Raw genomic sequence first — 24,955 nt, 5'->3', positions numbered from 1 at the left:
TTTGTAAAGTTTACTTTGTAAAGATATACCGGAAGTTATCGAAGTCTATCGTCCAGGAATATTTATGCAAAAAGCCGTGGGATAGAAGCGCGTCGATATTTATCCCTCCGAAAACCCTGTCTTTGTCAAGCTTGGAATCGAAATAAATGATTACGTTGTCCTCTGTCAATCCGCCAAGGCTAACTTTATTATCGTTGTTGAACATAAATGTTTCTTTAAGTTCATTCTCGCCGTAACCCCACTTAAGAAGGGTTTCTTTTGATACGTTAAGTCCTGCCTGCTCCATTTCTCCATTCTTATTCATCCCGAATGCGATCAGCCCCGAGTCCATAAAGTAATTAAGGTTGTCGAAGTTATTATAACTCCCTTTGCAGATCATATAGTGATCACCCCAGAGGTAGAAGGGCATTGTTACTCTGTCTTCCTTCAGCATTGCGAGGTGATCATCATAGAGGTCTTTTCTCGAGCGTGGCGTCAAAATATATCTTGAGTTCGGGTAATCTATTGTGCAGAGGAACTGCTCCAGTATGTTAGTGCCCATGATGATGAAGCCTTTCAAGGATTCGACAATTCTTACGGGGACGTTATTAAAAATAAGTCCGCCCGGCAGTTCAAGCTTTTCGGCAGTAGAGTTCCAAACGCTTGTTTTAGTAGTTGCATGAACACCCTCGGTAACGGTACCCTTTTGTATTCCTAGTTTTTCAGCGTCGTCCGGTCCCATTACGATATATGTCCCCCCCGTATCCATCCTCAATGTTATCGGGCTTCCATTCAGTTCCGCGTTAATGGCAGGCATATTATCCGCTAGCTGTACACTGTCTAAAAAAGGTATTACGTATGTTTTATCTCCCGTTACGGAAAATGGTTTCAAAGACATTTCTTTTGTAACAACAGCTTTAACGCTGTCATAACCATTAAACATATCGAATGCTTCGCCGGGCTTGCCCAGATGTAACAAAGCCTCTCCCATAAGAGACCTTACCTTGCCATAATCATCATAAGTATCATTCATCTTTGTAAAAAGATGTAATGCGTCGTCATATTTTCCCCGTACATAGAGCAGATCTATTTTTAGACGCAGTGCGTCCTGCGAAGCGGGGATTGTTTCCAGGACTTCATCCGCTATTTTTTCTGCGCCGTTAAAATCGCCTATGCTCCATAGCTCCCAGCCTGTTTTTATATCCGATGTCGGGATCCAGGAGATAGTATTGTTGCCTGGATAGATCGCCAGAGCGCAGGCAAACACTGCCAATCCGGTAATAAACTTCATGATTTATGAAATTGTTTTTCTTTAAATAGGACTAATAAGGGATAGGAAAAGTCGCAAGGAAGGATTTTATTTTACACCATAAAACTGTTTATATGTTTGGTACGCGGTTTCCTGTAAAAACTTTGCATAGTTTTTATCGATACCGTCTGTATATGACAATCCCACCGGGCTTTTTCCAAAGACGGTCGCGTAAAAGACGCATGCGTTCAGGTACGTACCTTCCACGTTAGGATGGCTCAGGTCCTCCTGCCACAGGTCGGCGAAGTAGTATCTCCTTACAACATTCTGCCATGCAAGTCCTGCCGGAACGATCCTTGCTCCGAACTTTTTACCGAGGTCCCTGTAAGACTTTTCGATCACGGACTGCATCTCAAAGTAGTCTTTGTAGTTTTTTGTCTTTAGGGAGTCTAATGTTTGCTGACCACCGGTCTTTCTTCCCCATGTCATATAGAGGAGAGTCTTTGCCTTTTGTAATTTTATCAGCGAGTCGAGATATTCGATAGCCGGGTATGTGTATCTTACCCGGAATGAATCTACAAGCGTTCCTAGGCTATGCTCCTGCAATACAACATAATCCCAGTCACCTTTCTTTATCTTATTGATGGTATTCTTGTTCTTTGAATGCTTGGCAAGTGTCGTACCGCCTATCGCGCTAATATCGGTAATAACTGTTTCACCGCCCGACTCCGCCAGTTTTTTAAAAGTGCCCGGCAGGTCGTTCATAAAAGTGTAGCTGTTACCGATGAATAAGATCCGCGTCGTGTCCTTTGCCTCTTCTTTGTCTTTATCCTGTGAAAAGGAATTTGCCGAAGAGAGCAGGATCCCACTCAAGATCAGAACTAAAACGAGATATTGTTTAGTCAGTATGTTTTTAAAACAATTTTTCATAACTTACTATATTATCAAGCTGTTAATTGTGTAACAGCCTTTCCTTAGATACTTTGGTTTACTCCCAAAGTTCCGTGAACTGTATTTGCAAAAGTAACGTTTTAAAAATTAATTACAAATTAAAACTTCCTCATAATGATCAGAAAAATTACCCTTCTCTTTACAGTCGTCTTTGTTGTTTGCTTCTCGCTTGTTTACGCTTTTGAAAAACTCAATGTCGATAGGAATCACTCCACGATGGGATTCAACGTTCCGATTTTCGGAGGGCTATCGAAAGTCACCGGAAAGTTCACTGACTTCGAAGTTAATGCCGACTGGAACGACGCCGACCCATCCTCATCCACGGTCTCTGTTACCATTCAGGCTAACTCTATAAATACCGGTATAGAAAAAAGGGATAACCACTTAAGGAGCGCGGATTTTTTCGATGTAGAAAATCATCCTACTATTACTTTTGTCAGTACAGGCATAAAGGGCTCCGGCTCCGATTATGAACTCAGCGGCACTTTCACTATGAGAGGAGTTACAAAGGACGTTACGCTTGGTCTGAAAAAGGAGGAAGTTCCCTCACCCGACGGACAAAGTATGTGGAAGTCGTTCAGAGTTTCCGGATCGCTTAACCGTACCGACTACGGTGTCAGCTGGGAAAATCCGCAGGTCCCTAATTTCGTTGGCGACGAAATTGAAATGGATATTGTGATACTTAGTAAGTAGGCTAATTACCGGAACTGAGGAATTCGTTCACTATAACTTTCCATTCATCTTCGAGCGATTGATCCGGCATAGTACGCCCTGCCATCGAATACCAGTACCCGGCGTTACCGGTGTCGCCCTCGACACGGTGAAGATATGCATGAACCCATGCGGCATCACTTCCGCCGATGGACTGCGCGATTTCATGTGAACGGTCCCACTCTCCTTTCTTTGCATACCATAGAGCTGTGAGAAGCTCGTTCACTTCCGGAGGAGTGTCACTTGTCAATGATGCAGTAAACTCTTCGTATGTCATATCCACTCCATGTTTTCCGGCTTTACCGTCTTATCATTCTGAATATCACCTGTATTGACGACCGTCTTCGGTTCGAAGAGTATCAAATGAACTTCTTCATCCGCATTAGGGCAGTGTTCGACTCCTTTCGGAACGATGACGAACTCACCCTCATTTATCACTTCGGTCCTGTCAGTGTATTTCATTTCCATCGATCCTTTTATCACCAGGAATAATTCATCCTCATCATCGTGCTTATGCATTACGAAGGGTCCTTTTACTTTAGCGAGCTTTACATACTGCCCGTTAAGCTCACCGACAAGCTTAGGTGAATAGTACTCGTTTATCTTTGCGAACTTTTCCGCGAGGTTTACTTTTTCCATAATTTGTTCCAAATTCGATTTAAATAATTTCTTTTATCCTCACCCGAATTTAAGGACTCTTCTGGTAGCCTCCTTGGATAATATTGATCATTCTCTTTAAATCTCCATTCAACTATTTCGTATAGAACATCATCCCTTTTTAAATTAGTTCTTTCAAACTCTGCCATACAATAGTCGTATAATTCTTTTTTCAAATCTTCATCCAGATTTATCATCGAAGAACCACAATAAACATCCATTCCATATCGAAACAGGGAATCTAGGTAATCCATTACATATTTAGTTCTCCCTTTTTTCAGCATGTATTCAGCAATATTTCCAAAGTAAATGGAGATTCCCCAGGTTTCTTTTGAGGATTTGGCCATTTCTATATATAGATCTTGTAGGAGTTCTCCATTAATTTGTTCATAAACCATATCAAAATTTTTTACAAGAAAAAGAACAATGTTATCACGAAAAGAATAATTTTTATCCTCAAATTCGTCTCCATGTTTTCCGTTCCAGTCAAATTTTAGTTTATCAAACATGCTTGCATGGTTATAATTCAAAACAAAATTTTCAACATCGCTTGTCACTGCCCTACCCTTTTAAAGGTTATAAAATCCGTACCCGGCGGGTCGATGTCCTTTGTCCGTAATAGCTGTGCTATCTGCCCGCGGTGGTATGTTCCGTGATTGAGCAACTGCAGTACCATGTCACCCACTGCATTCGTGAAAGATGAGCCGGCGGTGTTTGAATATTCGAAAGACCGGTCCATATCGTCCTCTTCGATTATTCTTTTTGTCTCAGCCTGGTTCTGCTCATGTATTTTCATGAAGTCATTCTTATCGTGCACCTGCCACACTTTGTATTTAAATTCCCCATCGCTGATCCGCGCATTCCAGAGATGCTGCCCGTTCAGTATGTGAGAGAAGAGAAATAATTCCCTTTCGAGATCGCCGTCGGCGGTCGTCAGCAATTCGATGTATCTCCTGTTGGAGAAATCGTTGTAGTCGAGTAAAGTATTTAAAATGTTTTCCATAGGCGAAAGTATTTAAAATGGGAAATAAATAAAACTCACTTTACTAAACTAAAAACCCCCTTTCGGGGGTTTCTCTACAAACTCAATCTACTCTATAAACTCTAAGAACTGCTTAATGACTCTCTTCTTTCTTTTCCTTCAGCAGATCGGGAAACTCTTTATAAAATTTTTTCAGCTTAGGGTATATTACCGCGGAGCAGTAGCCCTTGTTCGGGTTGTTGTTGTAATAGTCCTGGTGATAGTCTTCCGCTTTATAGAAGTTTGTTAAGGGCTCTATAACCGTTACTATCGGATCGTCCCATACTTTCGCGTCCTCCACTTCCTTCTTCACTTTTTCCGCTGTTTCCTTCTGTTCATCGCTGTTGTAAAATATCACTGACCTGTACTGTTCCCCTACGTCTGCTCCCTGTTTGTTCAGCGTTGTCGGGTCGTGCGTTCGGAAGAACACATTCAGCAGTGTCTCATAAGGTATGACCTTCGGGTCGAATGTTATCCTTGCTACTTCCGCATGTCCGGTCGTGCCTGTGCATACCAGTTCATAGGACGGGTTCTCTACCGTTCCGCCCGAGTAGCCGGACTCCACTGTGTAAACGCCTTTTAAATTTTGGAATATCGCTTCCACACACCAGAAGCATCCCGCTCCCAGCGTAGCGGTATCTAAAGTTACACTTGTGTCTTCTGCCATTTTGTCAGGTGGTATAATGTTAGTTGATTGATTAGATTGTGATGTATTGTTTGAGTGCGATGATGAACAGTTAAAGAAATTGAATGATGTAAGTAATAGAAAAACAACGATTCCAAGCTTCATAATTCCCGTTTTTTATAATGAAAACAATATCCCAGGCGATTTAGTTCTTTCGCCCTGCTATAAAGATCAATTCCCATCTTATCTTCCTTACGTTCTTTATGTCTCCCCACATCTCGAGTATGTCGGGAAATACTATTTCCAGCGGGTCGAACTTGCTCTGCTCGAGGTGTCTTTGTACTGCTGACCAGCTGTGAAGGTAATTTACGAACTGCTCCAGGTCCCACTCCATTTCCATTTCAAACTTCGGCGCCTCTATAATTTCCAGAGGTATATCGAAATTCTCATATCTCTCCATCCAGTTAAGTCTGGCTTCAGCAGGCCAGTAATCATACAGATATTCCTTTGAAAAATAATCCATCACCGGGTCGATCTCATCCGATATCTTGGTTTCTGCATAGCTCCATGCCGCAAGCACACCGCCCGGCTTCAATACTCTCTTTACTTCCGGGAAGAACCTGCTGTGATCGAACCAGTGCAGTGCCGTCGCAACCGTTACCATATCCACAGTCTCATCCTCCAGGTATATTTCCTCTGCAGGAGCCACTAGGTACTCTACGTTTTCCTTCTCGATAGCATTATCTATCTGCTGAGGACTCGCATCCGTTGCGATCACTTTCTCGAAATGCTCCGCCAGTGAAACCGCCGCCTGTCCGTTTCCTGTTGCGCAATCCCAAACTAGCTCCAGCGATGGCGCTAATGTTTTCAAATATTCAAACAATTCCTTCGGGTAACGAGGGCGGGATTCCGAATATAATCTGGATTGTTTTGAGAAATGGTCTTTGAATTCCATGCGAAAGAAAAGTAATGTACTGTTTTATTAAAGATAAGTAATTTTATGGAGAATTTTAAGGCAGAACAGGATCAAAAAAAGCCCCTCTGATTTAGAGGGGCTTGCCCGAAGGTTATCCCGAAGAATAACCTTCGGAAGGGAGCTATGGGGAGAATTACTTTATTAAGTTCATTTTCTTTGTTTCCATGAATTCCCCTGACTGAAGAGTGTAGAAATATACTCCGCTCGATAATCCCGTTGCGTCGAAGTTAAATTCATGCGTTCCGGCATTCATGTTTCCGTTTACCAGCTGTGCAACTTCCTTGCCAGCCATGTCATAGATCTTTAGAGTTGTCATTCCTGCGTTAGGCAGTGAGAATGAGATCTTAGTTGAAGGGTTGAACGGGTTCGGGTAGTTCTGCTTCAGCTCGAATCCTTCCGGAGTTGAGTTAGTATTGCCTGTTACACCTGTCATTACTTCTACATACTTTATTGTAGTAATATCCTCATTACCTGTCGGACCATTGCTGACACCTGTTACATATACATTACCCATAGCATCGAGTCCGAGCGCAAATGCTTTTGAATCTATTGTTGCGCTTGTGGCGTCATGCCTGATATCCCAAAGTAGTGAACCAGTTGGGCTGTATTTTACAGTTAAGTAATCATATCTTGATCCAAAGTCTCTGCTCCAGCCTGTTACGTACACGTTGCCTGAAGCGTCTACTTTAATGTCTTCAGCTCTGTCATCACCGTCTTCGGAATTGTTGTATCTTGCTGTCCATATCGTGTCACCCATTGCCGAGTATTTTATTGTAACGTAATCGTAAGCCGATGAAATACCCGAACTGAATCCTGTTACGTAAATTGACTCGGTTGCGTCTACTGCAATTTTAGTTGCTTCATCGACGTCTGAATCCGTTCCATTGTAATGCTTCGCCCATGTTACCATACCGCTCGGAGAATATTTGATAGTTAAGTAATTGATCCCTTCTACAGGTGAACCTGAATACTCATGACCGCATACGTAGATTGCGCCTGTAATCGGGCTTACTGCAATTGAACTTGCTTTCCTACCGCCTAATCCTGTTCCCGAGTAAGGAGTTTCGAATAATGTATCACCGGATGCTGAGTAACCAACAGTATATACAAGGTCCATAAATCCCGGTGCAACACTGATGCCGGTGATATAGATTGCTGAGCCGTGCGCAGTAATTGCAGTAGGATGCTCGGCACCGCCCGGAATTGGTCTGTCAAAATATCTTACCCATCCGAAACCGCCTGATGGAGTATATTTTAAGGTAAGAAAGTCAAAGCTTTCGCCGGGCATTGATGGACCGCTTCCGCCTACATAAACGTTTCCTGCACCGTCTAGTGTAATACAATATGGGGATTCGGTCATATGCATTGCTCCGTCGAATCTCGATACCCATTTTGTTTCACCGCTTGAGCTGTACTTAATTGTTACTATGTCGATTGCCGTTCCAATTCCCTCACTATATCCGGTTACATAGACGTTAGAAGAATCATCCATAGTTATTGCGATTCCCCTGTCATCTCCGTGTGCTGTACCGTCATACTTCTTAACCCAGAGCATAGTACCCGAAGGACTGTATTTAATTGTTACTATATCTCCAAGTCCCGTACTGTCAGAAGATCCGATTACATATGAATTACCGGCATCGTCGGTTACTATAGATTCTGCGTAGTCGTAGCCGTCTGCTGTGCCGTTGTACTGCTTCACCCAGCTTTCACTCACCTGGGCGTTCACTGATTGTGAAAAGAAAGAGATCACTGCTAAAAAGATTGCTGTAAATGTTAGTGCTGTTTTCATTGTTTTGTTGTTTTTAGTTTTTAATGAAGTTTGTTTAACCATTTACTAGCAATTTATTCCTGATTATTATCGGAATTCTTATCAGTTTTTCATTAAAACTTACACAGAGACATAAAATATTGTATTAACAGCTATTTGAACCGCTAAATTTTCTTTTTTTGATGTGAAACTAATCCGGTGGAGTGAATTTTCCGGAATTAGACGGAAATTTAACAAAACCAGTCGATTTTGAGTGAAAATAGAGCGGTTTAAGTGAAAAAGGGGTGATTTTGGATGAAAATGGAATCGAAATTGATTGTATGAAAGCGCTCCCTTTGTAAAAAAACTAGATTTTTTTACTTTACTATTACAAATACATAAAATATCAGAGCGATGGGGATAATTAAATTAACAATTGGAATTAATGTGTACGGGCTTTTATGGTTATTTTTTCTTTTCCTCGGGAAGAAGAATAAAAACAACCCCGAAGAGAAACATATTAAAAATAAGATTTGCGGAAACCATTTCGACCATTCATCTGATGTATAGAAGAATTCCAGAAAGGGTAGATTAATAACTTCTATTACTTGTAGATATAAAAATAACAGATAAACATTCAAAGCGAAAAGAATATAATTTAATGATTTCATTTTCTCTATCCCCTCATATACACCATTATAGCCGATATATCCGACGGTCTCACGCCGGCGATGCGGGATGCCTGTCCTATCGAGCGGGGTTTTATTCTGGATAGTTTTTCTGTTGCTTCAGCTGAGAGCGATCTTATCCTTCCGTAGTTGAAGTCCTGCGGGATGTTTATTCCTTCATTTCTTTCGAAGTGCTCCACCTGCTCTACCTGTCTCCTGATATAGCTCTCGTATTTCACCTGTATCTCCAGCTGTTCCACTGCACCCGGGTTTCGCGCTATCTTCTGCAGAAGAGGGACATCTTGATAAGCACCGAGATTCAGCACATCCGCGAGCCTTACTTCGTGACGGCGTATAATAGAAGCCAGCAACTCACCGCCGTTGACTGTCGCCGAGCCTGCCGATTGAAGGTAATCGTTTATTGTCTTTGGACTTACGGTGTTGGAGTTCATGTAACGGATCCCTTCCTCTACCAGCTCTCTTTTCTCGCGCATTTTTTCGACGAGATCCTTTTCGATCAATCCGAGTTCATACCCCTTTTCCATGAGACGGAGATCGGCATTATCCTGCCTTAGCAAAAGCCGGTATTCAGCAGACGATGTGAACATTCTGTACGGCTCATCCGGATTTTTGTTTATGAGGTCATCCGCTAAAACTCCCATGTACGCTTCACTCCGTTTTAGTATAAACGGTTCTTTTTCGGATAATTTCAGCGCGGCATTTACTCCGGCTATAAATCCCTGCGCGGCTGCTTCTTCGTATCCCGATGTTCCGTTTATCTGCCCGGCAGTGTAGAGCCCGCTCACCAGTTTCGTCTCGAATGTAGCATTCACCTGGTAAGTAGGGAAGAAGTCGTATTCCACCGCGTAACCTCTCTTAACTATTTTCACTTTTTCCAGACCGGGAATTGTGCGTGCGGCTTTTTCCTGCACATCGAGTGGCAGGCTTGTCGAGAAGCCGTTCATGTAGATCGTTTCACCGCCGAGCGTCTCCGGTTCCAGGAATATCTGGTGGCGGGGCTTATCGGCGAAGCGGGATATCTTATCTTCTATCGAGGGACAGTACCTCGGACCCGCCCCTTTTATACGCCCCGTGAACATAGGGGAGTCTTCAAAGCCCGTGCGGAGAATATCGTGTGTGTCCTGATTTGTATAGGTAATGAAACACTGCACCTGCTCCTGATAAGGGAATTCTCCATTAGTTCTATGGGAGAAAGGCTTTGGATATTCGTCGCCCGATTGTGGTTCGGTCACGGAAAAATCTATCGTATTAATATCCAACCGCGGTGGCGTACCCGTTTTTAAGCGTCCCGTCTTAAATCCAAGCCCGATAAGGGATTCGGATAATCCCGTTGCGGATTTTTCACCGAGGCGTCCGCCTGCTTCCTGCGTATGCCCGGTATGCATTACCGCATTTAGAAAAGTCCCGGAAGTAATAATGACCGATTTACATGCTATTTCGTAACCCATACCTGTCCTTATTCCTGACACTTTGTAACTATATGTCTCATCACGGTTGTTATATATTTCAGTAAGTAGCTCGACCACCATATCCTGGATTAGCTCTATACCGGAAGTATTTTTTACCAGCTCAACGGCGGCTTTTGAATACAGATCCTTATCCGATTGACATCTCGGCGACCACACTGCGGGACCTTTTGATTTATTCAGCATCTTAAATTGTATGCCGGTCTTGTCCGCAAGAATTCCCATCACTCCGCCGAGCGCGTCGATCTCCCGAACCAGATGCCCTTTAGCAGTACCGCCGATAGCGGGATTACAGCTCATGCGTCCGATGGCTTCCAAATCCATTGTCACCATGCCAACGGAAAATCCCATTCGGGCAGAAGCCACAGCGGCTTCGATACCGGCGTGTCCCGCGCCAATTACAATTATGTCGTAAGATTTCTGCATTTTCAAATAAGGAAAAAAAATACATTATAAATTAACATAATTCTATGCAAATTCAGTTGCTTCAGATAGAATGATACCACGATTTACCCCAGATTTTCGATATTGAGTAACATATTGTAAATACATTTAATATGTGCTTACACAAGAATTATTAGCTATTATTTTTATATTTAACTACAACAATTGAAATAACAAATATTAATCAATGTTTCACGTGAAACACTTTCCTGCGAGTCGATTTTGTTTCACGTGAAACATTAGAAGGCTTCTTGGAATATTTTAAATATGGCAATTACTTTTAGAGCTCTTGGCGGTGGAGATGAAATAGGCGCTAATTCATATCTGCTGGATATTGACGGGGAAAAGATCGTGCTGGATTGCGGGTTACATCCGAGAAAATCCGGTCCCGATATGTTCCCGGATTATTCGTCTATTGCAAACGAGACTATTCAGCATTGTATAATCTCCCATGCTCATAATGATCATATTGGAGCGCTCCCGTATTTTCTGAAGCTCTTTCCATACGCAAAGATATATTCCACGCGACCTACGCTATCAATCGCCGAGATCACTCTGGGAAATACAGCCTATCTTATGGACAGGGAATTCGAAGGTATCTGGGATAAGTCATATATCAAATACTATACTGAGGAGATGCTGAACCTTATTCCCATGATAATGAAACAGCATCATTTCAATGAGGAAGTTTTTCTGGCGGAGGATATATCATTCGAATTTTACCATGCGGGACATATCCTGGGTGCCGCAGGAGTGATGCTAAAGGCAAGTGATAAGAAGATATATTATACGGGAGATTTTTCATCCAGAGATCAGAGGTTGATACTGGGAGGGGAGCTTCCATCCGAGCATGTGGATATCCTGATAACGGAATGTACGAATGGTGAATCGGAGGAGATACCGACATACGAATCACAGGATAAGCTTCTGGTGAGGTTTATTAATGAAGTAATCGGGCAGGGAGGCTCTGTATTGATTCCGGTATTTGCGCTGGGGAAATCGCAGGAGTTTTTGAAACGGATATCGGACATGATGGCGAAGAATAGGATACCTCACGTACCGGTATATTACAGCTCTCTCGCCAGGGCGCTGAATACGGTCTATGATGATTTCAATTACGATGATAATCGGGTCGAGCAGGGCTTTAAGCTGGGGTCGCTGGAATTTAACAGGCTTCGCAGGAGTGATTTTAACAGGGGTGAGTTTTATAAAAAGCCATCCATTATTCTCTCGACGAGTGGTATGGTAATTGAGGGAACTGGGTCATACAGGATCGCAAAACGTTTTCTGCCGATGAGGAATTTCGGGATTGCGATGTGCGGATATTGCGACCCGGCGACCGCCGGTCACAGGATCAAAAATGCTAAGCGCGGTGAGCGGATCTATCTCGATAGCTTCGGTATAGATCATGTAGATGTGAAATGCAGTATCGAAAATTTCAGATACACATCGCACGCCACTCCGGATGAAATAATGTTTCTCGTGAAACAAATAAACCCGAAGAAGGTAGTATTAGTCCACGGGGATGAAGGAGCAATTGATACAATAGGTCACAGGATATTGTCTCAATTTCCTCATATCAAGGTCCAGGCAGTGGAAAAGGGAAAAAATTATGTTTTATAGTATCAGTTTAGAAATTTAATGTATCAGTTATAAATAATTGATAAAACAATGTTTATAGACATAATCTGGTATTCAGCTCAGGAGAAATTTAATTTGAAAGAAGATTGGGCTGACGCAATGTGGAAAAGATTTGTTTCAACAATACCTCAAGTTAAGGAATTTGTAACCCTTGATGGAATGCTTTGTCCAGATTTTGTATTTGAAAAGAAGAATGATGATTGGAATTATGTAGTTATGAACGGTGATTATTTAACTGACCTCTATACAGATCCGATAGTGTTTTTGTCTAGAAATATCGACCTGGCAAAATATAATTTGATAGCATGCATTAAGGAACCACAAGACGAGGACAGATCTATTTTGGAGAGTGATTATGAATTTATTGGATATGACCTGATGGACAAAGATTTATCAAATAGCGCATTGACAAATTGTGGCGGTTTCTACGACGTATATTCGCCTTCTGATATTAACGAATATGGAATTTTATCTGACAGAGATTTTGCGTACAAGATCCGTGATGAGCTTTTCAAAAAACATCCGGAAGAACATCATGCTAATTGTTATGTATTTGAAATTTGGAGGATGAAGTAATTATAAAATGCCGGCGGTCATTTGACCACCAGCATTTTTTTTGTTTCTTTGAATTCACCACTTTCGAGTTTGTAAAAATATACGCCGCTTGGTATTGCCGAAGCATTGAAATCTATAATGTATGACCCGGCTTCCTTGTCTGAATTTACGAGCATTGCAACCTCCTTACCCAAAAGATCAAACAGAGCCAGTCTTACATATCCTCTTACCGGTATGGAAAAATTTATTCTAGTAACCGGATTGAATGGATTCGGATAATTTTGTGATAAAGAATACCGGACGGGAGCAGAAATATTTAGGATACCAATCGGATCTCCGGTACAGCCCCTGGCATTCCATACGCTGTGAGCCTCCGGCCCGGAGTATAGAATAAAGCAGCTGTCTCCATCCACATATCTGAATCCGGCTACAGGCGGAGCAGATCCTGTAACGGAATCTACCGCATTCATTTTATGGATCTGGTTTGTGATACCGTCCGTTGTAACGGAAATATATTGAATCGAGTCGGCAACAGCATCGGATGTTCCGAATGTAAAATAATGTATATCGCCATTACGGGTACCAATAATATCCGGGCGGTAATTTTGGTTGGTTAAACTTCCCCATAATACGCTCTGTCCCGCGAGGGAATTGAAATTACCGTAATTATCGGTACGGAAGTATTTCACATTCCGGTTTCCGGAGCTATATTGATTGAATACACAGATCACACTGCCGTTGCCGTTTCCATTGCTTGATAAACGGGCATTTGTTTTCATGCTGTTAGGATCGCTTCCCCCCTGGGTTGAACTTCCCCCTACTGATGCAAGGCTGCCTGTTATATCGGCTTTAGAAAAAAATATGGTATTACTGTCCGGTACACCTGAAAATGAAACAATGATCGAATCCTGTCCTCCATTTTGAAAATATGCTATGTCAGAATACACATCCCGAACGTATCCTGCCGGACCGGGATTACTATACCAATAGAAATTCTCCGGCTGATAGGTAAAAGCAGGACTAACGGTATATGGATTTAAACACCGGACATATTTTTGCCCGTTAAAATGGTTGCCGTTTCCGTCGGTCGAATCAAATGAGCATATAATGTAGGTATACGGATTATTGAGATACACAGAGTTATCTGAAGTTATTCGGGGATTATAATACCGTTTGAGCGAATCTCCATCAGGCCAGTTAAAAGTAAGGAATACCCCGTTAACACTCGGTGCCTGCATAATAAACCCGCCTACGTTGGATCGAAGATCTCCGGTCGGGTCCGTATATCCGCAAATCAGCCAGAGGTATTTTTGCCCTGAGTTATTCTCGATTATCTCGAGGTCGAGTTCACCGGGTACCATACGGTCGTATGGCGCGAAATTCCCCGTAACGTAGAAATTCCATGTATTGCCTCCATTGGTGGAATTATAGATCCTGATGGAATCGGGGAATGCCGGGTTGCCGGAGAAGACATATACCAGCCATATTTTCCCGGCTGACGATCCCCGCTGTTCGACCGCAGTGGCAATTCCTTTTATTGTCGAGTTAGGATTGTTATATATCCTGTTATTGTCGATCGAAATGCTGGCGGCTGAATTTTCGGGAACACGGGTAAGTATAGCTCCGGTTGGCGAGGGAGAAGTAATAACGGAAGCTTCTCCTCTCAACTTAGCAAGCTCCTCTTCGAGCTTTATAAGCTCTTCTTTATTTTCAGGACTGTCGTTTTCTTTGAGCTGTTTGATCTTGCCGATAAGAGCTTCCTCATGTTCAGAAGGAACCCGGATCTTATTAAGTCCAGATACGTCGTTTTTGTCATTAGCATTGTTACCCAGGTAGTTATAATTTGTCTGCGGTGCATTCCGGATTTCCTGGGCTGATACTAATTGAGGCAAAAAGATAAGAGTGAGAAAAATGTAGATTAGTCTCATATTGAGGGCGCTTTGTTTTTAAATAGTCTTCTACCCTAGATACGAGAGAAATAAAAGAATTGTTGCTCCTTTATATTATTGTTAAATATGTAGTTAACAGATTTTATATAAGGGCTTATGTAAAGTCCGCCAATTTGCGCTGTCGTAATTAATTCACTTAAAATTCATAAATCCAGTTTGGTCTGATATATGCCAGTTCGAATCCTGACTTTATCATGTTGCGGTATGAGGGGGATGGTCTTTCGGGAAGGTCCTCGGCGGTTTCGGTAACGAGGTATTTGCATCCGGCTTCGATGGCTTTGCGTGAGCGGTAGTTGATGAGGAGCTTCTGCGCACCTTTTCCGCGGTGCTTTTCCAGTGTACCACCAATAACAAGCGAACCGATGTCCCCGGCGGTGTACATCGCAGCGGCCGATATGGGCTCCGCGCCCTCATAAATAATAAAGTGAATCCAGTTAGGAAGACCGATAGAGGCAGCGACAAGTTCACCCGCATATCCCGGCCATTCGAAAGCACGGTTAATTATGTAAGCGAAAGTTTCTTTATCTTCGGAGTGCGCCGGCCGCGCTTCGAGTTCAGAGCTGATCGGTTCGATCTCAGCCGGCAGTGTATAACACATCTGAGCCCAGTTATTATAATGCCGAAAACCCTTTGCTGACAGGGTCTCAGCGACATTGCCCGGCATTGCCACCGGGCTGACATTAATAAAAAACCGCCGGACTTTATTAGCCCTGTAGAAATCCAGAATAGCATCCACGTCGTGATCACTGACGGGATTATTAATGCCGAGGTCGAGAACGCGATTGAAGCCGAGGACGTCCAGCGGAGGAACGGCTATTGCTCCGAAGCTCTCGACATCCAGCAATGCCACATCCTTTGTACTGCGGTGATTATGAATGTAATTTTTTACTGCCGTGGAAACCTGCTCCCATTCGGCAGATTCTATCTTTCTTAGAAACTTATCATCCATTATGCTATGCTTTAGTTGCTACCACCTGCAGGTATTCACCTATCATGACGTTATTACTTCCTTCCGATACATTATACTTTTTGAAAACGTCCGTAATGGCATCCGTAAACTCCTTTTTCTTTTCATCATCCAGCATCTCATAAACAGTTTTTATCGGTCCGAAATATTTAACGAAGGCTTCCGTAGTACCTGCCGGATCTGCATCATAGACCAGCTCTGTAGTGCGTTTTGTAAATTCGATATTCGATGCATAGTCTCCGAATCTCTGCTTCACGATCTCTTCTTCACCCCACTCATTGGGCTTAGCCATTCCGGGCGGGGGAGGAGGTGCAAACCTGCTGATGGTACCAAAGAAATCTTCCGCAAAATCGTTCTGCGTCCAGTTAGCCATAGCAACTTTTCCGCCGGGTTTGCAGACGCGGAATAGCTCTTTTGCTGTTACATCCGGACGCGGGCAGAACATTGCGCCGAACATCGTTACTACAAAATCGAATTCATTGTCGGGATATGGCATTGCTTCAGCATCGCCGGTAATAAATTCAATATTCAGATCCTCCTCATTTGCTCTCTCCTTTGACTGGCGGATCAGGTCTTCCACAATGTCTACGCCTTTTACGTCAGCGCCTTTTCGCGAAGAAACTATTGCCAGGTTACCGCTTCCGCATGCTACATCAAGAACCTTTGAGCCGGGACCAATCTCCAGGCTGTCGATAAGGTCGTTTGCAGCGGGCATAAGTGTTTTCGCGATCACACCAAAATCGCCATTTGCCCATGTGGCTGCCATTTTTTGTTTAATAATGCCAATGTCAGGACCCCCGGATTGCTCCATAATAAACTCCTATTATTTTAGTTATGAAATGTAAAGGGAGAGAAAAAGGTTATTTGACCAGAACCATTTTCCTGGTTGTGGAATATTCCCCAGTTATCAACTTATAAAAATAAATTCCGCTTGTCAAGCCATCGGCCCGGAATTCCGCCGAATATGAGCCGGGAGAGAGGTTTTCATTCACCAGCTGAGCTACCTGGCGTCCAGTGGCATCATATACTGTGAGAGTGACAAATCCGCTTTTCGGGATGTCGAATTTTATCTTTGTGGACGGGTTGAATGGATTGGGATAATTTTGATAAAGAGAAAAATTACCGGGCAATTCCGATGTAGAGTTATGTACGGCTGTTAATGATGAAATAGTTGACTTATATATTCCGTTTGACGCGGCGAGATAGAGAGTATCCCCAACAATTATCAGATCATAAGTATCCGATACAAAGGGGAGGTTACCGCTTATTTCTTCCCATGTCTGACCTTCATTGGTCGATTGGTACACACCATTCCCGCCGAATTTAGTTGATGTATATAATGTGCTTCCTCTTTGTATTATAGATGAATTATACGGATCGGATGGGAGCCCATTTACCAGTGGAGCCCAGTTAGCGCCGCCATTTGATGTAGCATACACCCCGTGCCCGGTACCTATGAATAATTTATTGTCAGGGGCGGTATGGAAACAGAAAACTTCCGGGTTGAACTGCCCGAAAAACTGGATCGTGTTCCAGGTAGCTCCGTCGTCGGTGGTTCTTTGCAGAGTACCGTTGCTGGCGGTATTGGTCCGACCTGCCCATAGCTGGTCATCATATTCGTAAAGCACTTCCACATTTGAGTGAGGTCCGGGTATACCGCTGAGGGTCCAATTGTCTCCTCCGTCAGTGGATTTATACAGTCCTGAGAAAGCCCCGCAGTATAATGCACCGTGGTACCGGATCAATGAATAGCAGTATCTTTTGGTTGCGCCCGGTCCAATGACTATACCGGTACTTTTCGCTTCCCAATTCAAGCCGCCATTAGTGGTTTTGAAATTTCCTTCGACCGTCGTTATAAAGATCGATCCGCTATCGAAAAATATATCATATGTAATTAGAGCGTCACCGGAAAGACCATTGCTTATATTGGTCCAATTCACGCCATCATTTGTAGATCTCCAGAGCCCGTTTCCTGCCGGCGCGTAGAATGCGCCTGATTCGTACTTGATCTCTCTTACTGATGTTGCTGAAAGGGAATTTATCTTTACCCATTGAGCGGATACTCCCGAGGGAATGCAATTTACTAAAAAGAATAATATGGTTAATATATATTTTATCATAAAACTTTCCCGCTTACTCCTGCAGGCTAATAACCGTCGGATGGCTCTGGCTATTTACCCGCAGGTGATCAGCGTCTTTTAGCATGTACATAATAAATTAATAATAATTATTAAGACATTACAATATTAATCTCATCTTAAACGTAGGATTCAAATATAAACTATGGAAAAATCACCAACAAAACGATTTTCTAACCGTGTAGATAATTACGCGAAGTACCGTCCCAGCTATCCAAAAGCGATGATGGACTGGTTCACATCGGATGAAGTCGGGCTCGTGCCGGAGAACGTAGTAGCCGACGTGGGAATGGGCACGGGTATCTCGACGAAGCTATTCCTGGATGCCGGGTGTACTGTCTATGGTGTGGAACCAAACGCGCCGATGCGCGAAAGAGCCGAGCAGGAGCTGGCGGTGTACGAGAAATTCCACAGCGTGGATGGGACTGCCGAGGATACGACGCTTCCCTTCGATAGTGTGGATCTCATAGTGTGCTGCCAGGCGTTCCACTGGTTCGATATAGATAAGGCGCGGGAGGAATTCAAGCGTATATTAAGGACGGATGAGTCGGAAGTCTTTCTCATCTGGAACGAGCGCACCGCGACCGTCGGGATGAAGGATTACGACCAGATACTCGTGGACTACGGGACGGACTATAAACTCGTGCGTCACAGCGACGCCGTGCAGGAGGAGGACATAGCACCATTCTTCGGAGAGAGCGGGTACGAGGTGAAGGAGTTCAGGAACATACAGGAGGTGGACCTCGCCGGACTGAAGGGACGGATATTCTCGAGTTCATATATGCCGACGGAGGAGGAAGCCACGCCCGAACTAATGAACGCAATACAAACCTTCTACGACAAACATCAGAAGGACGGAAAGATAGAGCTGGAATACATAACGAGGGTGTACAGGGGGAAGGTTGGATAAGAAGTCGACCACACGCTTCTCAGGGAGGGAAGATAACTATGCTAAGTACCGCCCGGGTTATCCAAAGGAAATGATGGACTGGTTACAGTCCGATGATGTCGGGCTATGGTCCGAAGATATAATCGCCGACGTAGGGATGGGTACGGGTATCGGGGCAAAGCTATTTCTCGAAGCGGGATGCACGGTCTATGGAGTAGAGCCAAACAAAGAAATGCGCGAAAGAGCGGAGCAGGAGCTTGCCGGGTATGAGAAATTTCACAGTGTGGACGGTACCGCGGAAAATACTGCCCTGCCGTCAGGGAGTATTGATATTATTGTTTGCTTTCAGGCTTTTCACTGGTTCGATATAGAAAAAACCAGGGAAGAATTTAAGCGAATACTAAAGTCGCCCTCCGATGAGGTTTTTCTCATATGGAATGAACACGCATCCGGCGATCGTATGAAGGATTATGACCGTATACTGGAGGAGTACTGTACCGATAAAAGCCTTATCAAGAAAAGCTATGAGACAGTAGAGAAATACGTAGAGCCATTCTTTGCAGGATCGGGATTCGAAAAGAAGGAATTTAAGAACGTACAGGAAATGGATCTTATTGCGTTAAAAGGGAGGATATTTTCGTATTCGGATATGCCGGCAGAGGACGAAGCAGGCCCCGAACTCATGAACGCCATACAAACCTTCTACGACAAGCACCAGAAGGACGGGAAAGTAGAACTGGAATATGTAACAAGATTATATAATGGTTGTGTTGGGTTAACAGATGAAGATTTTGAAGATGAGAGAATACAAATTTTTATAAACGCGGTAAAAAAATATACTGACACTATTGAGAATTATAAAGATTATTCATTGATAGGGTTTTTTACAGAAGTTTCTAAAGATATAGCCTTAATATACCAAACATATTTATGTCTGCCTGAAATACCACACACTCTGGAATATTTTGACAGAGATGAAAGATTCAAAAAAGTGGATGAAAGCAAGTTTAGTAATTTATACGAATTTATTGGTGAAAAGTATAGCCGCTATAATCTTGTTTACAACCCCTATTATAAGAGTGAAGAAACGGTTTCAAGTATGTTAGCTGAAGACATCGATAGTATATATTTGGATCTTTATCCTATTGTTAAATTTTTTGATCGCCCTATTGGAGTTAAGCAAGATATTTTATGGAATATACAGTTGTATTTTGGCCACTGGGGGCATCATCTTACTTCAGCATTACATGCATTAAATGCAATTATATACCATTATAATGGGTTAGACAGAGATGAAAGTGAGGACTATGATGACATGATTTTTGGAAAGGATGAAGATGGTCGATGAAAAAAATAATATCGATGAGTTAATTTCTACAATTAGGAACTATTGCTCTTTAGTTGAGGATTATGATAATTACGAAGTGAAAGATTTCTTTACTAAAGTGGATCAGTTATTTTCTAAGATTAGTTTTACAGTGCTAGCTTTACCTCACATTCCACTCAGTAATGTACCGGATAAGGATTTTAATGGAGATAATGGAATTCTGAAGGGTATGCGAGAAAAGTTTGGTGGTGTCATATACCACTATTCCTTTAATCCATTTAAAAAGGAAGAACCGGTCAGCAATGACTTGATCCTGGATATTTTTGAAATTTATGAGGATTTAAAAAGTGAAATTGAAAAATATGATAACGGTGATGATAACTACAAGCAAGATGCATTATGGGAATTACAATTCGGTTATGTATCACATTGGGGAAGACATATGGCTGTAGCTCAATATGTTATATATTATTACCTTCATGATTATTATTGGGGAGATTCTTAAGCATTCATTGAGAGCGATAATTCTAATACCAATATTTGTATTCATCTGCAATAGTTCCTTTGCCCAGGATAAATCTGTTCAAAAATTCTTCTATCAGGATGACGTTGTAAATGTTATGGTGCAGATTCATGGTAAAGAGAATTGCCTCAATGATTCTATAAAGATAAGTTACAGAATAAGAAATATTTCCTGCGAGACTATTTATGCTTTATATGAACAACATGCTATAAATGGCACTGGGGAAAATGGAAGATATATAATAATTGATCTAGGTATGGAGTATTCACCCGGTATGGAATTTGAGGATAAAATCGTTGAGATATTTCCGGGCAGTGCGTATGAGTATAGTGAATTTCTAAAATTAGAAGATAAGGGCATAAATGACTCTGTAAAAGTTATTTGCGGTGTTGCTTATGTATCGGACAATAAATTGAAGAAAAATTTACTTTCAGCTGATTATACTATGACTCAAGATGATAATGTTTATACACTTTTTTCCGGGGAAATATTCCTATCGCTTATATATGGAGACTATTTTTCCTGCGGGAATGTGAAATTACTAAAATGTAATTAATACCCTTCTCTCACATCAACTTCATTCAAAAACTTCCTTTTTCCCTGCGCGAGGCGGGAGAGGTTTTCTATGACGTCGTCCCAGCGGTCGAGGTCGTCGAAGGGTGATGCCGCGCGGTGAGGCGAGATGATCGTGTTACCGAGTTTGTGGAAGGGGAAGTGATACGGGTACTTCCTGCCTTTGCGGTCGGGCTTAGGATCATAGTCATACCATACGTCTATAGCCGCGCCCGCGATGATATTTTCTTTTAATGCTTTGTACAGTGCTTCTTCTTTGACAGCATCCCCGCGTCCAACGTTTACCAGCAGACCGTCCCTTCCGAGCAAGCGCAGTTGTTTCAGCTTTATCATTTCCTTCGTCTTACCTGTCTGCGGAAGCGCTATGATGAGTATGTCGGTCTGCTTCACAAAATCATCCAGCTGTGCGGTGGTATATTTTCGCTTCAATCCTTTGCCTTCCCCTTTTTTCCACGACCTTTTCAATGCGATGAAATCGAGATCGAAATTGGACAGGAACTTATGAGCCTGCTTTGGGATATGCCCGTAACCCAGGAATCCGACGGTCTTTTTTCGGAGGGGAATTGACTTTGCGGCTTTATCGCCGAGACGCCACTTGCCTTCCGAAAGCCACCTGTGGTGGGGAAGTATCTTATTGGCGAGCGTGAGAAGCATTGCTACCGTGTGTTGTGCGGTGAAGTACGCGTTACCGTGCCCGTTTACGAGTACCACTTTTCGCTTTTTAGTGAGTTCGGTAAACATCTTCATCAGGTGTTTCACACCGGCACCGGGATTTATGCAGAGGTTGAGGTTCTCTGCTTTCTGCAGAAGCTTCTCCGGGGGCATCCAGCCAACGATGGCGTTTACTTCAGGAGCGTATTTTAGCAGTGTCTTCTCGTCGGTTTTATTGGGGAAGATGAGGCGGAGGTTCTTATGTTTTCCGAGCCGTTCCCGGAAGCGCTTCTTTAAAGCGGGGAAGGGTTTGAAAAGAAAAAGTACGTTTACCTTCTTATCCATTCTTGCGCGCTTTTATGGAGAACATATGCGGTATCTTTGTCCCGCAATGTTTATTAACGAACTTACCCGGCTCTATTTCCTCATTCTCCGGGAAACAAGGGTAAGCAGAGTAGGGATATTCATTGAATTCTTCAATAGTGAATCCATGCTTAATGAGCGAGTTGATAACGTCCGAGAGGGTAAAGCTCCACTGGTAATCGATGAAGAAATTTCCGTCACCGCCGCCTGTGTAAGTTCCCTCGTGTTCCTCAACATAGGGTTTTCCGGTATTAAAATAACTGTATGGGATGGAGTTGAATTCGGGATCGAACGTGAGATAGAACGGATGAAATTCTACTATGTAAAACGTCCCGCCGGGTTTTGTAAAATGCGAGACTATCTCCGCCCATCCATCCATATCATGAAGCCAGCCGAGCACACCGTACGAGGTGAACACGATATCGAACTGCCCTTCGAGGTTGTCTTTGAGGTCGTAAATGTTTGAATTAACGAAGCATGATTTTAGTCCTAATTCGTCTCTTAATTTTTCCGCCTGGCGCAGGGCTTCATCGGAGATATCGATGCCTGTTGCAATCGCGCCTTCACGCTCCCAGGATAGAGTGTCCATACCGAAGTGGCATTGAAGGTGAAGGAGTGATCTTCCCTTAACATCGCCGAGGGCATCGAGCTCTATGTTCATAAGTGAACTCTTTCCTTTTTTAAAGCTCTCTATATCATAAAACTCCGAACCAATATGTATGGCGGTCCTGCCGTTCCAGGAGTTCTTGTTCGTTTCGAAATACTCTTTATGTTTGTCGTCCATTATAAATGCGCTTTTAATTCGTCCAATGTTTTAATTAATGCGATCAGATCGCTGTCGGAATTTTCGAAATGCTTATGCCCGTATCGTGAAATCCCGATGAAATCCGTTCCGGCGTTCTTTGCCGTCATCGCGTCTATGGGATTGTCCCCGATGAAGAGAGTATTCTCTTTTTTTGAGTTCATTCTTTTCATTGCCAGTAAAAGTCCTTCCGGAGCAGGTTTCATTTCCTTTACATCTTCAGTTCCTACGATCACTTCGAACAAATCGAGATAATTATGCTTACTAAGAAATTCCTCGATCCTGAAACGGTATTTATTTGAAACAATTCCTAATCGGTAATCATTTTTTATTAGATGCAGCAAGGCGTCATGCGTATCATCAAAGAAACGGGTCATATTGGTCATTTGTTCTTTTGCTACTACAAGGTAATTAGAATAGATGCCTTCAAGGATTTTGGAATCTTTATTCCCTGAATGTCTGGAGATAAGCTCGGTCAGTGTTATACCCTCGGTATATTTTTCCATTCCGGGCGATATGAATTCTAGATTCATCTGCTCAAAGCCATAACGGAGGCAATGCTCAATCCCCTCGGAAGCGTCCGCGAGAGTGAAATCAAAATCGAATAATATTGCGTCGTATTTCTTACTCATTTGATTTTGTGGATAAGTAATAAAGGTAATGTATTTACGTTTTTGATTGAAGTGATTTAGGAAAGATTATTTCATCAAAAATGACAACGGGAAAAGTTATATTGCAGTAAACCCAAACATAACTTTTAACCGAAATGAGTACAGCAGAAAAAATAGCAGACCGGGCAGTTCCGAGCGTTTGCCGTATGGCTGAGACGCTCGAGGGATCGAGCATATTACGTATAGCTAACGAAATCAAAGATAAGAAAAAGCAGGGATACGAAATTTATAATCTGACGATAGGCGACTTCGACTCAAAGATATATCCTATCCCGGCTGAGCTGGAAGAAGAAATTGCAAAGTCATACAAAGACGGGAATACAACTTATCCAAACCCACAGGGTAATCCCGAATACCGTGAAGCCATTTCCGATTACATAAAGAAATACGAAGGACTCGATTACAGCCCGGCGGAGTTTTTGATAGCCGGTGGCGCGCGCGCGTTGGTGTACGCGGTTTATAGAACGATACTGGATGAGGGTGACGGTGTAATCTATCCCGTTCCATCGTGGAATAACAATCACTACACTCACCTCGCCGATGCTAAGGGATGGGTGATAGAGACGAAAGCGGAGAATAATTTTATGCCAACTGCAGAGGAGATAGCTCCTTATATCGGTGATGCGAATCTTATTTCGCTTTGTTCACCCCAGAACCCTACGGGAACGGTTCTCACCCGCGAGGGCATGGAGGACATCTGCAATCTAATTCTTGCCGAAAATGCAAAACGCTCCGGGAACAGAAAACCTGTTTACCTCATGCTGGACCAGATATACTGGATGCTTACTTACGGCGATTATGAACACTACAATCCCGTTGCAATTAATCCGGACATGCGCGAGTATACCGTTTTTATCGACGGGCTTTCCAAAACATTCTGCGCGACAGGCTTGCGCGCCGGATGGGGGTTCGGTCCGCCCGCATTGATAAATAAAATGAAATCAATTATCTCACACATTGGAGCATTCACGGCAACAGCGGAGCAGGTGGGAATAACGAATTATCTTAACAGAAGTGAAGACGTTGAAGCACATGTAAGATCAGTAAAACAAAGGCTTTACGGATCACTATCCGGGTTTTATAAAGAGTTCTCCGCCCTAAAAGAAGCGCGCTATCCCGTAAACGCTATCGAGCCACAAGCGGCAATGTACCTTACTGTGGAGTTTGATCTGCTTGGCAAGACCGGTCCTGATGGAAAAGTAATTGAAAACTCCGATGACATAACGACATTCCTCATCGATGAGGCGAAGATCGGATTGATACCTTTCACTGCATTTGGCGCACACAATAACCCGACATGGTTCAGATTATCGGTCGGTACGTGCACGGCGGATGAAGTTCCTGTAATAATGTCAAATCTTAAAACTGCTTTAGATAAAATTAGTTAA

25 protein-coding genes are annotated in these 24,955 nt (G+C 42.9%); 8 read left to right on the top strand and 17 right to left on the bottom strand.

What is annotated here, in order from left to right:
* Positions 1 to 10 precede the first annotated feature (10 nt).
* Both H6614_13110 and H6614_13105 read right to left on the bottom strand, forming a co-directional pair.
* Positions 11 to 1,270, bottom strand: coding sequence for an aspartyl protease family protein (locus tag H6614_13110; GenBank protein MCB9244608.1), 1,260 nt, complete (start codon positions 1,268 to 1,270; stop codon positions 11 to 13).
* 66 nt (positions 1,271 to 1,336) lie between these two features.
* Positions 1,337 to 2,158, bottom strand: a complete 822-nt coding sequence (locus H6614_13105) for a DUF4886 domain-containing protein (GenBank protein ID MCB9244607.1) — start codon at positions 2,156 to 2,158, stop codon at positions 1,337 to 1,339.
* Between the two features lie 135 nt (positions 2,159 to 2,293).
* On the opposite strand from H6614_13105, the gene H6614_13100 reads away from it, so the two are divergent.
* The gene (locus H6614_13100; protein MCB9244606.1) at positions 2,294 to 2,872 is read left to right on the top strand and encodes a YceI family protein; all 579 of its coding nucleotides are present in this window, start codon (positions 2,294 to 2,296) and stop codon (positions 2,870 to 2,872) included.
* Position 2,873: 1 nt separating this feature from the next.
* Here H6614_13100 and H6614_13095 read toward each other — a convergent pair whose 3' ends face one another.
* The 8 genes from H6614_13095 to mnmG all read right to left on the bottom strand — a co-directional run bounded on the left by H6614_13095 (position 2,874) and on the right by mnmG (position 10,500).
* Positions 2,874 to 3,167: a hypothetical protein gene (locus H6614_13095; GenBank protein MCB9244605.1), complete on the bottom strand. Its 294-nt coding sequence runs from the start codon at positions 3,165 to 3,167 to the stop codon at positions 2,874 to 2,876.
* Positions 3,164 to 3,529: a cupin domain-containing protein gene (locus H6614_13090; protein ID MCB9244604.1), complete on the bottom strand. Its 366-nt coding sequence runs from the start codon at positions 3,527 to 3,529 to the stop codon at positions 3,164 to 3,166. Before H6614_13090 ends, H6614_13095 begins: the two co-directional genes overlap by 4 nt.
* Entirely contained in the window at positions 3,517 to 4,104 is a 588-nt protein-coding gene (locus tag H6614_13085) for a hypothetical protein (protein ID MCB9244603.1), read from the bottom strand. The genes H6614_13090 and H6614_13085 overlap by 13 nt, the downstream gene beginning before the upstream one ends.
* On the bottom strand, positions 4,101 to 4,550 hold the full coding sequence (locus H6614_13080) for a damage-inducible protein DinB (protein ID MCB9244602.1): 450 nt from the start codon (positions 4,548 to 4,550) through the stop codon (positions 4,101 to 4,103). The genes H6614_13085 and H6614_13080 overlap by 4 nt, the downstream gene beginning before the upstream one ends.
* 112 nt (positions 4,551 to 4,662) lie before the next feature.
* The gene (gene msrA / locus H6614_13075) at positions 4,663 to 5,358 is read right to left on the bottom strand and encodes a peptide-methionine (S)-S-oxide reductase MsrA (GenBank protein ID MCB9244601.1); all 696 of its coding nucleotides are present in this window, start codon (positions 5,356 to 5,358) and stop codon (positions 4,663 to 4,665) included.
* Positions 5,359 to 5,398: 40 nt separating this feature from the next.
* Positions 5,399 to 6,064 (bottom strand): class I SAM-dependent methyltransferase, encoded by a 666-nt coding sequence (locus H6614_13070; GenBank protein MCB9244600.1) that lies wholly within the window; start codon positions 6,062 to 6,064, stop codon positions 5,399 to 5,401.
* A gap of 238 nt (positions 6,065 to 6,302) precedes the next feature.
* Entirely contained in the window at positions 6,303 to 7,961 is a 1,659-nt protein-coding gene (locus H6614_13065; GenBank protein ID MCB9244599.1) for an SBBP repeat-containing protein, read from the bottom strand.
* Positions 7,962 to 8,595: 634 nt separating this feature from the next.
* The gene (mnmG, locus tag H6614_13060) at positions 8,596 to 10,500 is read right to left on the bottom strand and encodes a tRNA uridine-5-carboxymethylaminomethyl(34) synthesis enzyme MnmG (GenBank protein ID MCB9244598.1); all 1,905 of its coding nucleotides are present in this window, start codon (positions 10,498 to 10,500) and stop codon (positions 8,596 to 8,598) included.
* 285 nt (positions 10,501 to 10,785) lie between these two features.
* Between mnmG and H6614_13055 the strand changes: the two genes are divergently transcribed.
* Positions 10,786 to 12,141 carry an MBL fold metallo-hydrolase gene (locus H6614_13055; GenBank protein ID MCB9244597.1) on the top strand — a complete coding sequence of 452 codons (1,356 nt, stop codon included), beginning with the start codon at positions 10,786 to 10,788 and terminating at the stop codon, positions 12,139 to 12,141.
* Positions 12,142 to 12,189: 48 nt separating this feature from the next.
* Positions 12,190 to 12,735: a hypothetical protein gene (locus H6614_13050; GenBank protein MCB9244596.1), complete on the top strand. Its 546-nt coding sequence runs from the start codon at positions 12,190 to 12,192 to the stop codon at positions 12,733 to 12,735.
* A 17-nt stretch (positions 12,736 to 12,752) separates the two neighbouring features.
* On the opposite strand, the gene H6614_13045 is transcribed toward H6614_13050, so the two are convergent.
* The 4 genes from H6614_13045 to H6614_13030 form a co-directional block, all read right to left on the bottom strand.
* Positions 12,753 to 14,642 carry a T9SS type A sorting domain-containing protein gene (locus H6614_13045; GenBank protein MCB9244595.1) on the bottom strand — a complete coding sequence of 630 codons (1,890 nt, stop codon included), beginning with the start codon at positions 14,640 to 14,642 and terminating at the stop codon, positions 12,753 to 12,755.
* A gap of 157 nt (positions 14,643 to 14,799) precedes the next feature.
* On the bottom strand, positions 14,800 to 15,612 hold the full coding sequence (locus tag H6614_13040; GenBank protein MCB9244594.1) for a hypothetical protein: 813 nt from the start codon (positions 15,610 to 15,612) through the stop codon (positions 14,800 to 14,802).
* A 4-nt stretch (positions 15,613 to 15,616) separates the two neighbouring features.
* The gene (locus tag H6614_13035; GenBank protein ID MCB9244593.1) at positions 15,617 to 16,441 is read right to left on the bottom strand and encodes a class I SAM-dependent methyltransferase; all 825 of its coding nucleotides are present in this window, start codon (positions 16,439 to 16,441) and stop codon (positions 15,617 to 15,619) included.
* Between the two features lie 49 nt (positions 16,442 to 16,490).
* Positions 16,491 to 17,750, bottom strand: coding sequence for a T9SS type A sorting domain-containing protein (locus H6614_13030; GenBank protein ID MCB9244592.1), 1,260 nt, complete (start codon positions 17,748 to 17,750; stop codon positions 16,491 to 16,493).
* Positions 17,751 to 17,991: 241 nt separating this feature from the next.
* Between H6614_13030 and H6614_13025 the strand changes: the two genes are divergently transcribed.
* Genes H6614_13025 through H6614_13010 form a run of 4 tightly spaced genes read left to right on the top strand, consistent with a single transcriptional unit; the run spans position 17,992 to position 21,063 of the window.
* The gene (locus H6614_13025) at positions 17,992 to 18,678 is read left to right on the top strand and encodes a class I SAM-dependent methyltransferase (GenBank protein MCB9244591.1); all 687 of its coding nucleotides are present in this window, start codon (positions 17,992 to 17,994) and stop codon (positions 18,676 to 18,678) included.
* Complete coding sequence (locus H6614_13020; GenBank protein ID MCB9244590.1) at positions 18,671 to 20,005, top strand: DUF5063 domain-containing protein; 1,335 nt, start codon at positions 18,671 to 18,673, stop codon at positions 20,003 to 20,005. Before H6614_13025 ends, H6614_13020 begins: the two co-directional genes overlap by 8 nt.
* Entirely contained in the window at positions 19,995 to 20,489 is a 495-nt protein-coding gene (locus tag H6614_13015) for a DUF5063 domain-containing protein (protein ID MCB9244589.1), read from the top strand. Before H6614_13020 ends, H6614_13015 begins: the two co-directional genes overlap by 11 nt.
* A gap of 7 nt (positions 20,490 to 20,496) precedes the next feature.
* Positions 20,497 to 21,063, top strand: coding sequence for a hypothetical protein (locus H6614_13010; GenBank protein ID MCB9244588.1), 567 nt, complete (start codon positions 20,497 to 20,499; stop codon positions 21,061 to 21,063).
* On the opposite strand, the gene H6614_13005 is transcribed toward H6614_13010, so the two are convergent.
* From H6614_13005 to H6614_12995, 3 genes are read right to left on the bottom strand one after another with little or no spacing between them, the layout of a single operon-like run.
* Positions 21,060 to 22,076: a hypothetical protein gene (locus tag H6614_13005; protein MCB9244587.1), complete on the bottom strand. Its 1,017-nt coding sequence runs from the start codon at positions 22,074 to 22,076 to the stop codon at positions 21,060 to 21,062. The two genes, H6614_13010 and H6614_13005, sit on opposite strands and share 4 nt — an antisense overlap.
* Positions 22,069 to 22,878, bottom strand: a complete 810-nt coding sequence (locus H6614_13000; protein ID MCB9244586.1) for a class I SAM-dependent methyltransferase — start codon at positions 22,876 to 22,878, stop codon at positions 22,069 to 22,071. The genes H6614_13005 and H6614_13000 overlap by 8 nt, the downstream gene beginning before the upstream one ends.
* Positions 22,878 to 23,528: an HAD-IA family hydrolase gene (locus H6614_12995; protein MCB9244585.1), complete on the bottom strand. Its 651-nt coding sequence runs from the start codon at positions 23,526 to 23,528 to the stop codon at positions 22,878 to 22,880. The genes H6614_13000 and H6614_12995 overlap by 1 nt, the downstream gene beginning before the upstream one ends.
* A gap of 185 nt (positions 23,529 to 23,713) precedes the next feature.
* On the opposite strand from H6614_12995, the gene H6614_12990 reads away from it, so the two are divergent.
* Positions 23,714 to 24,955 carry an aminotransferase class I/II-fold pyridoxal phosphate-dependent enzyme gene (locus tag H6614_12990; protein ID MCB9244584.1) on the top strand — a complete coding sequence of 414 codons (1,242 nt, stop codon included), beginning with the start codon at positions 23,714 to 23,716 and terminating at the stop codon, positions 24,953 to 24,955.

The sequence above is a fragment of the Ignavibacteriales bacterium genome (genome assembly GCA_020635255.1).
Taxonomy (GTDB): domain Bacteria; phylum Bacteroidota; class Ignavibacteria; order Tepidaquicellales; family Tepidaquicellaceae; genus JAEYVS01.
The sequence above is the reverse complement of the archived record's forward strand: the minus strand, read 5'-3'. Positions and strand labels throughout refer to the sequence as shown.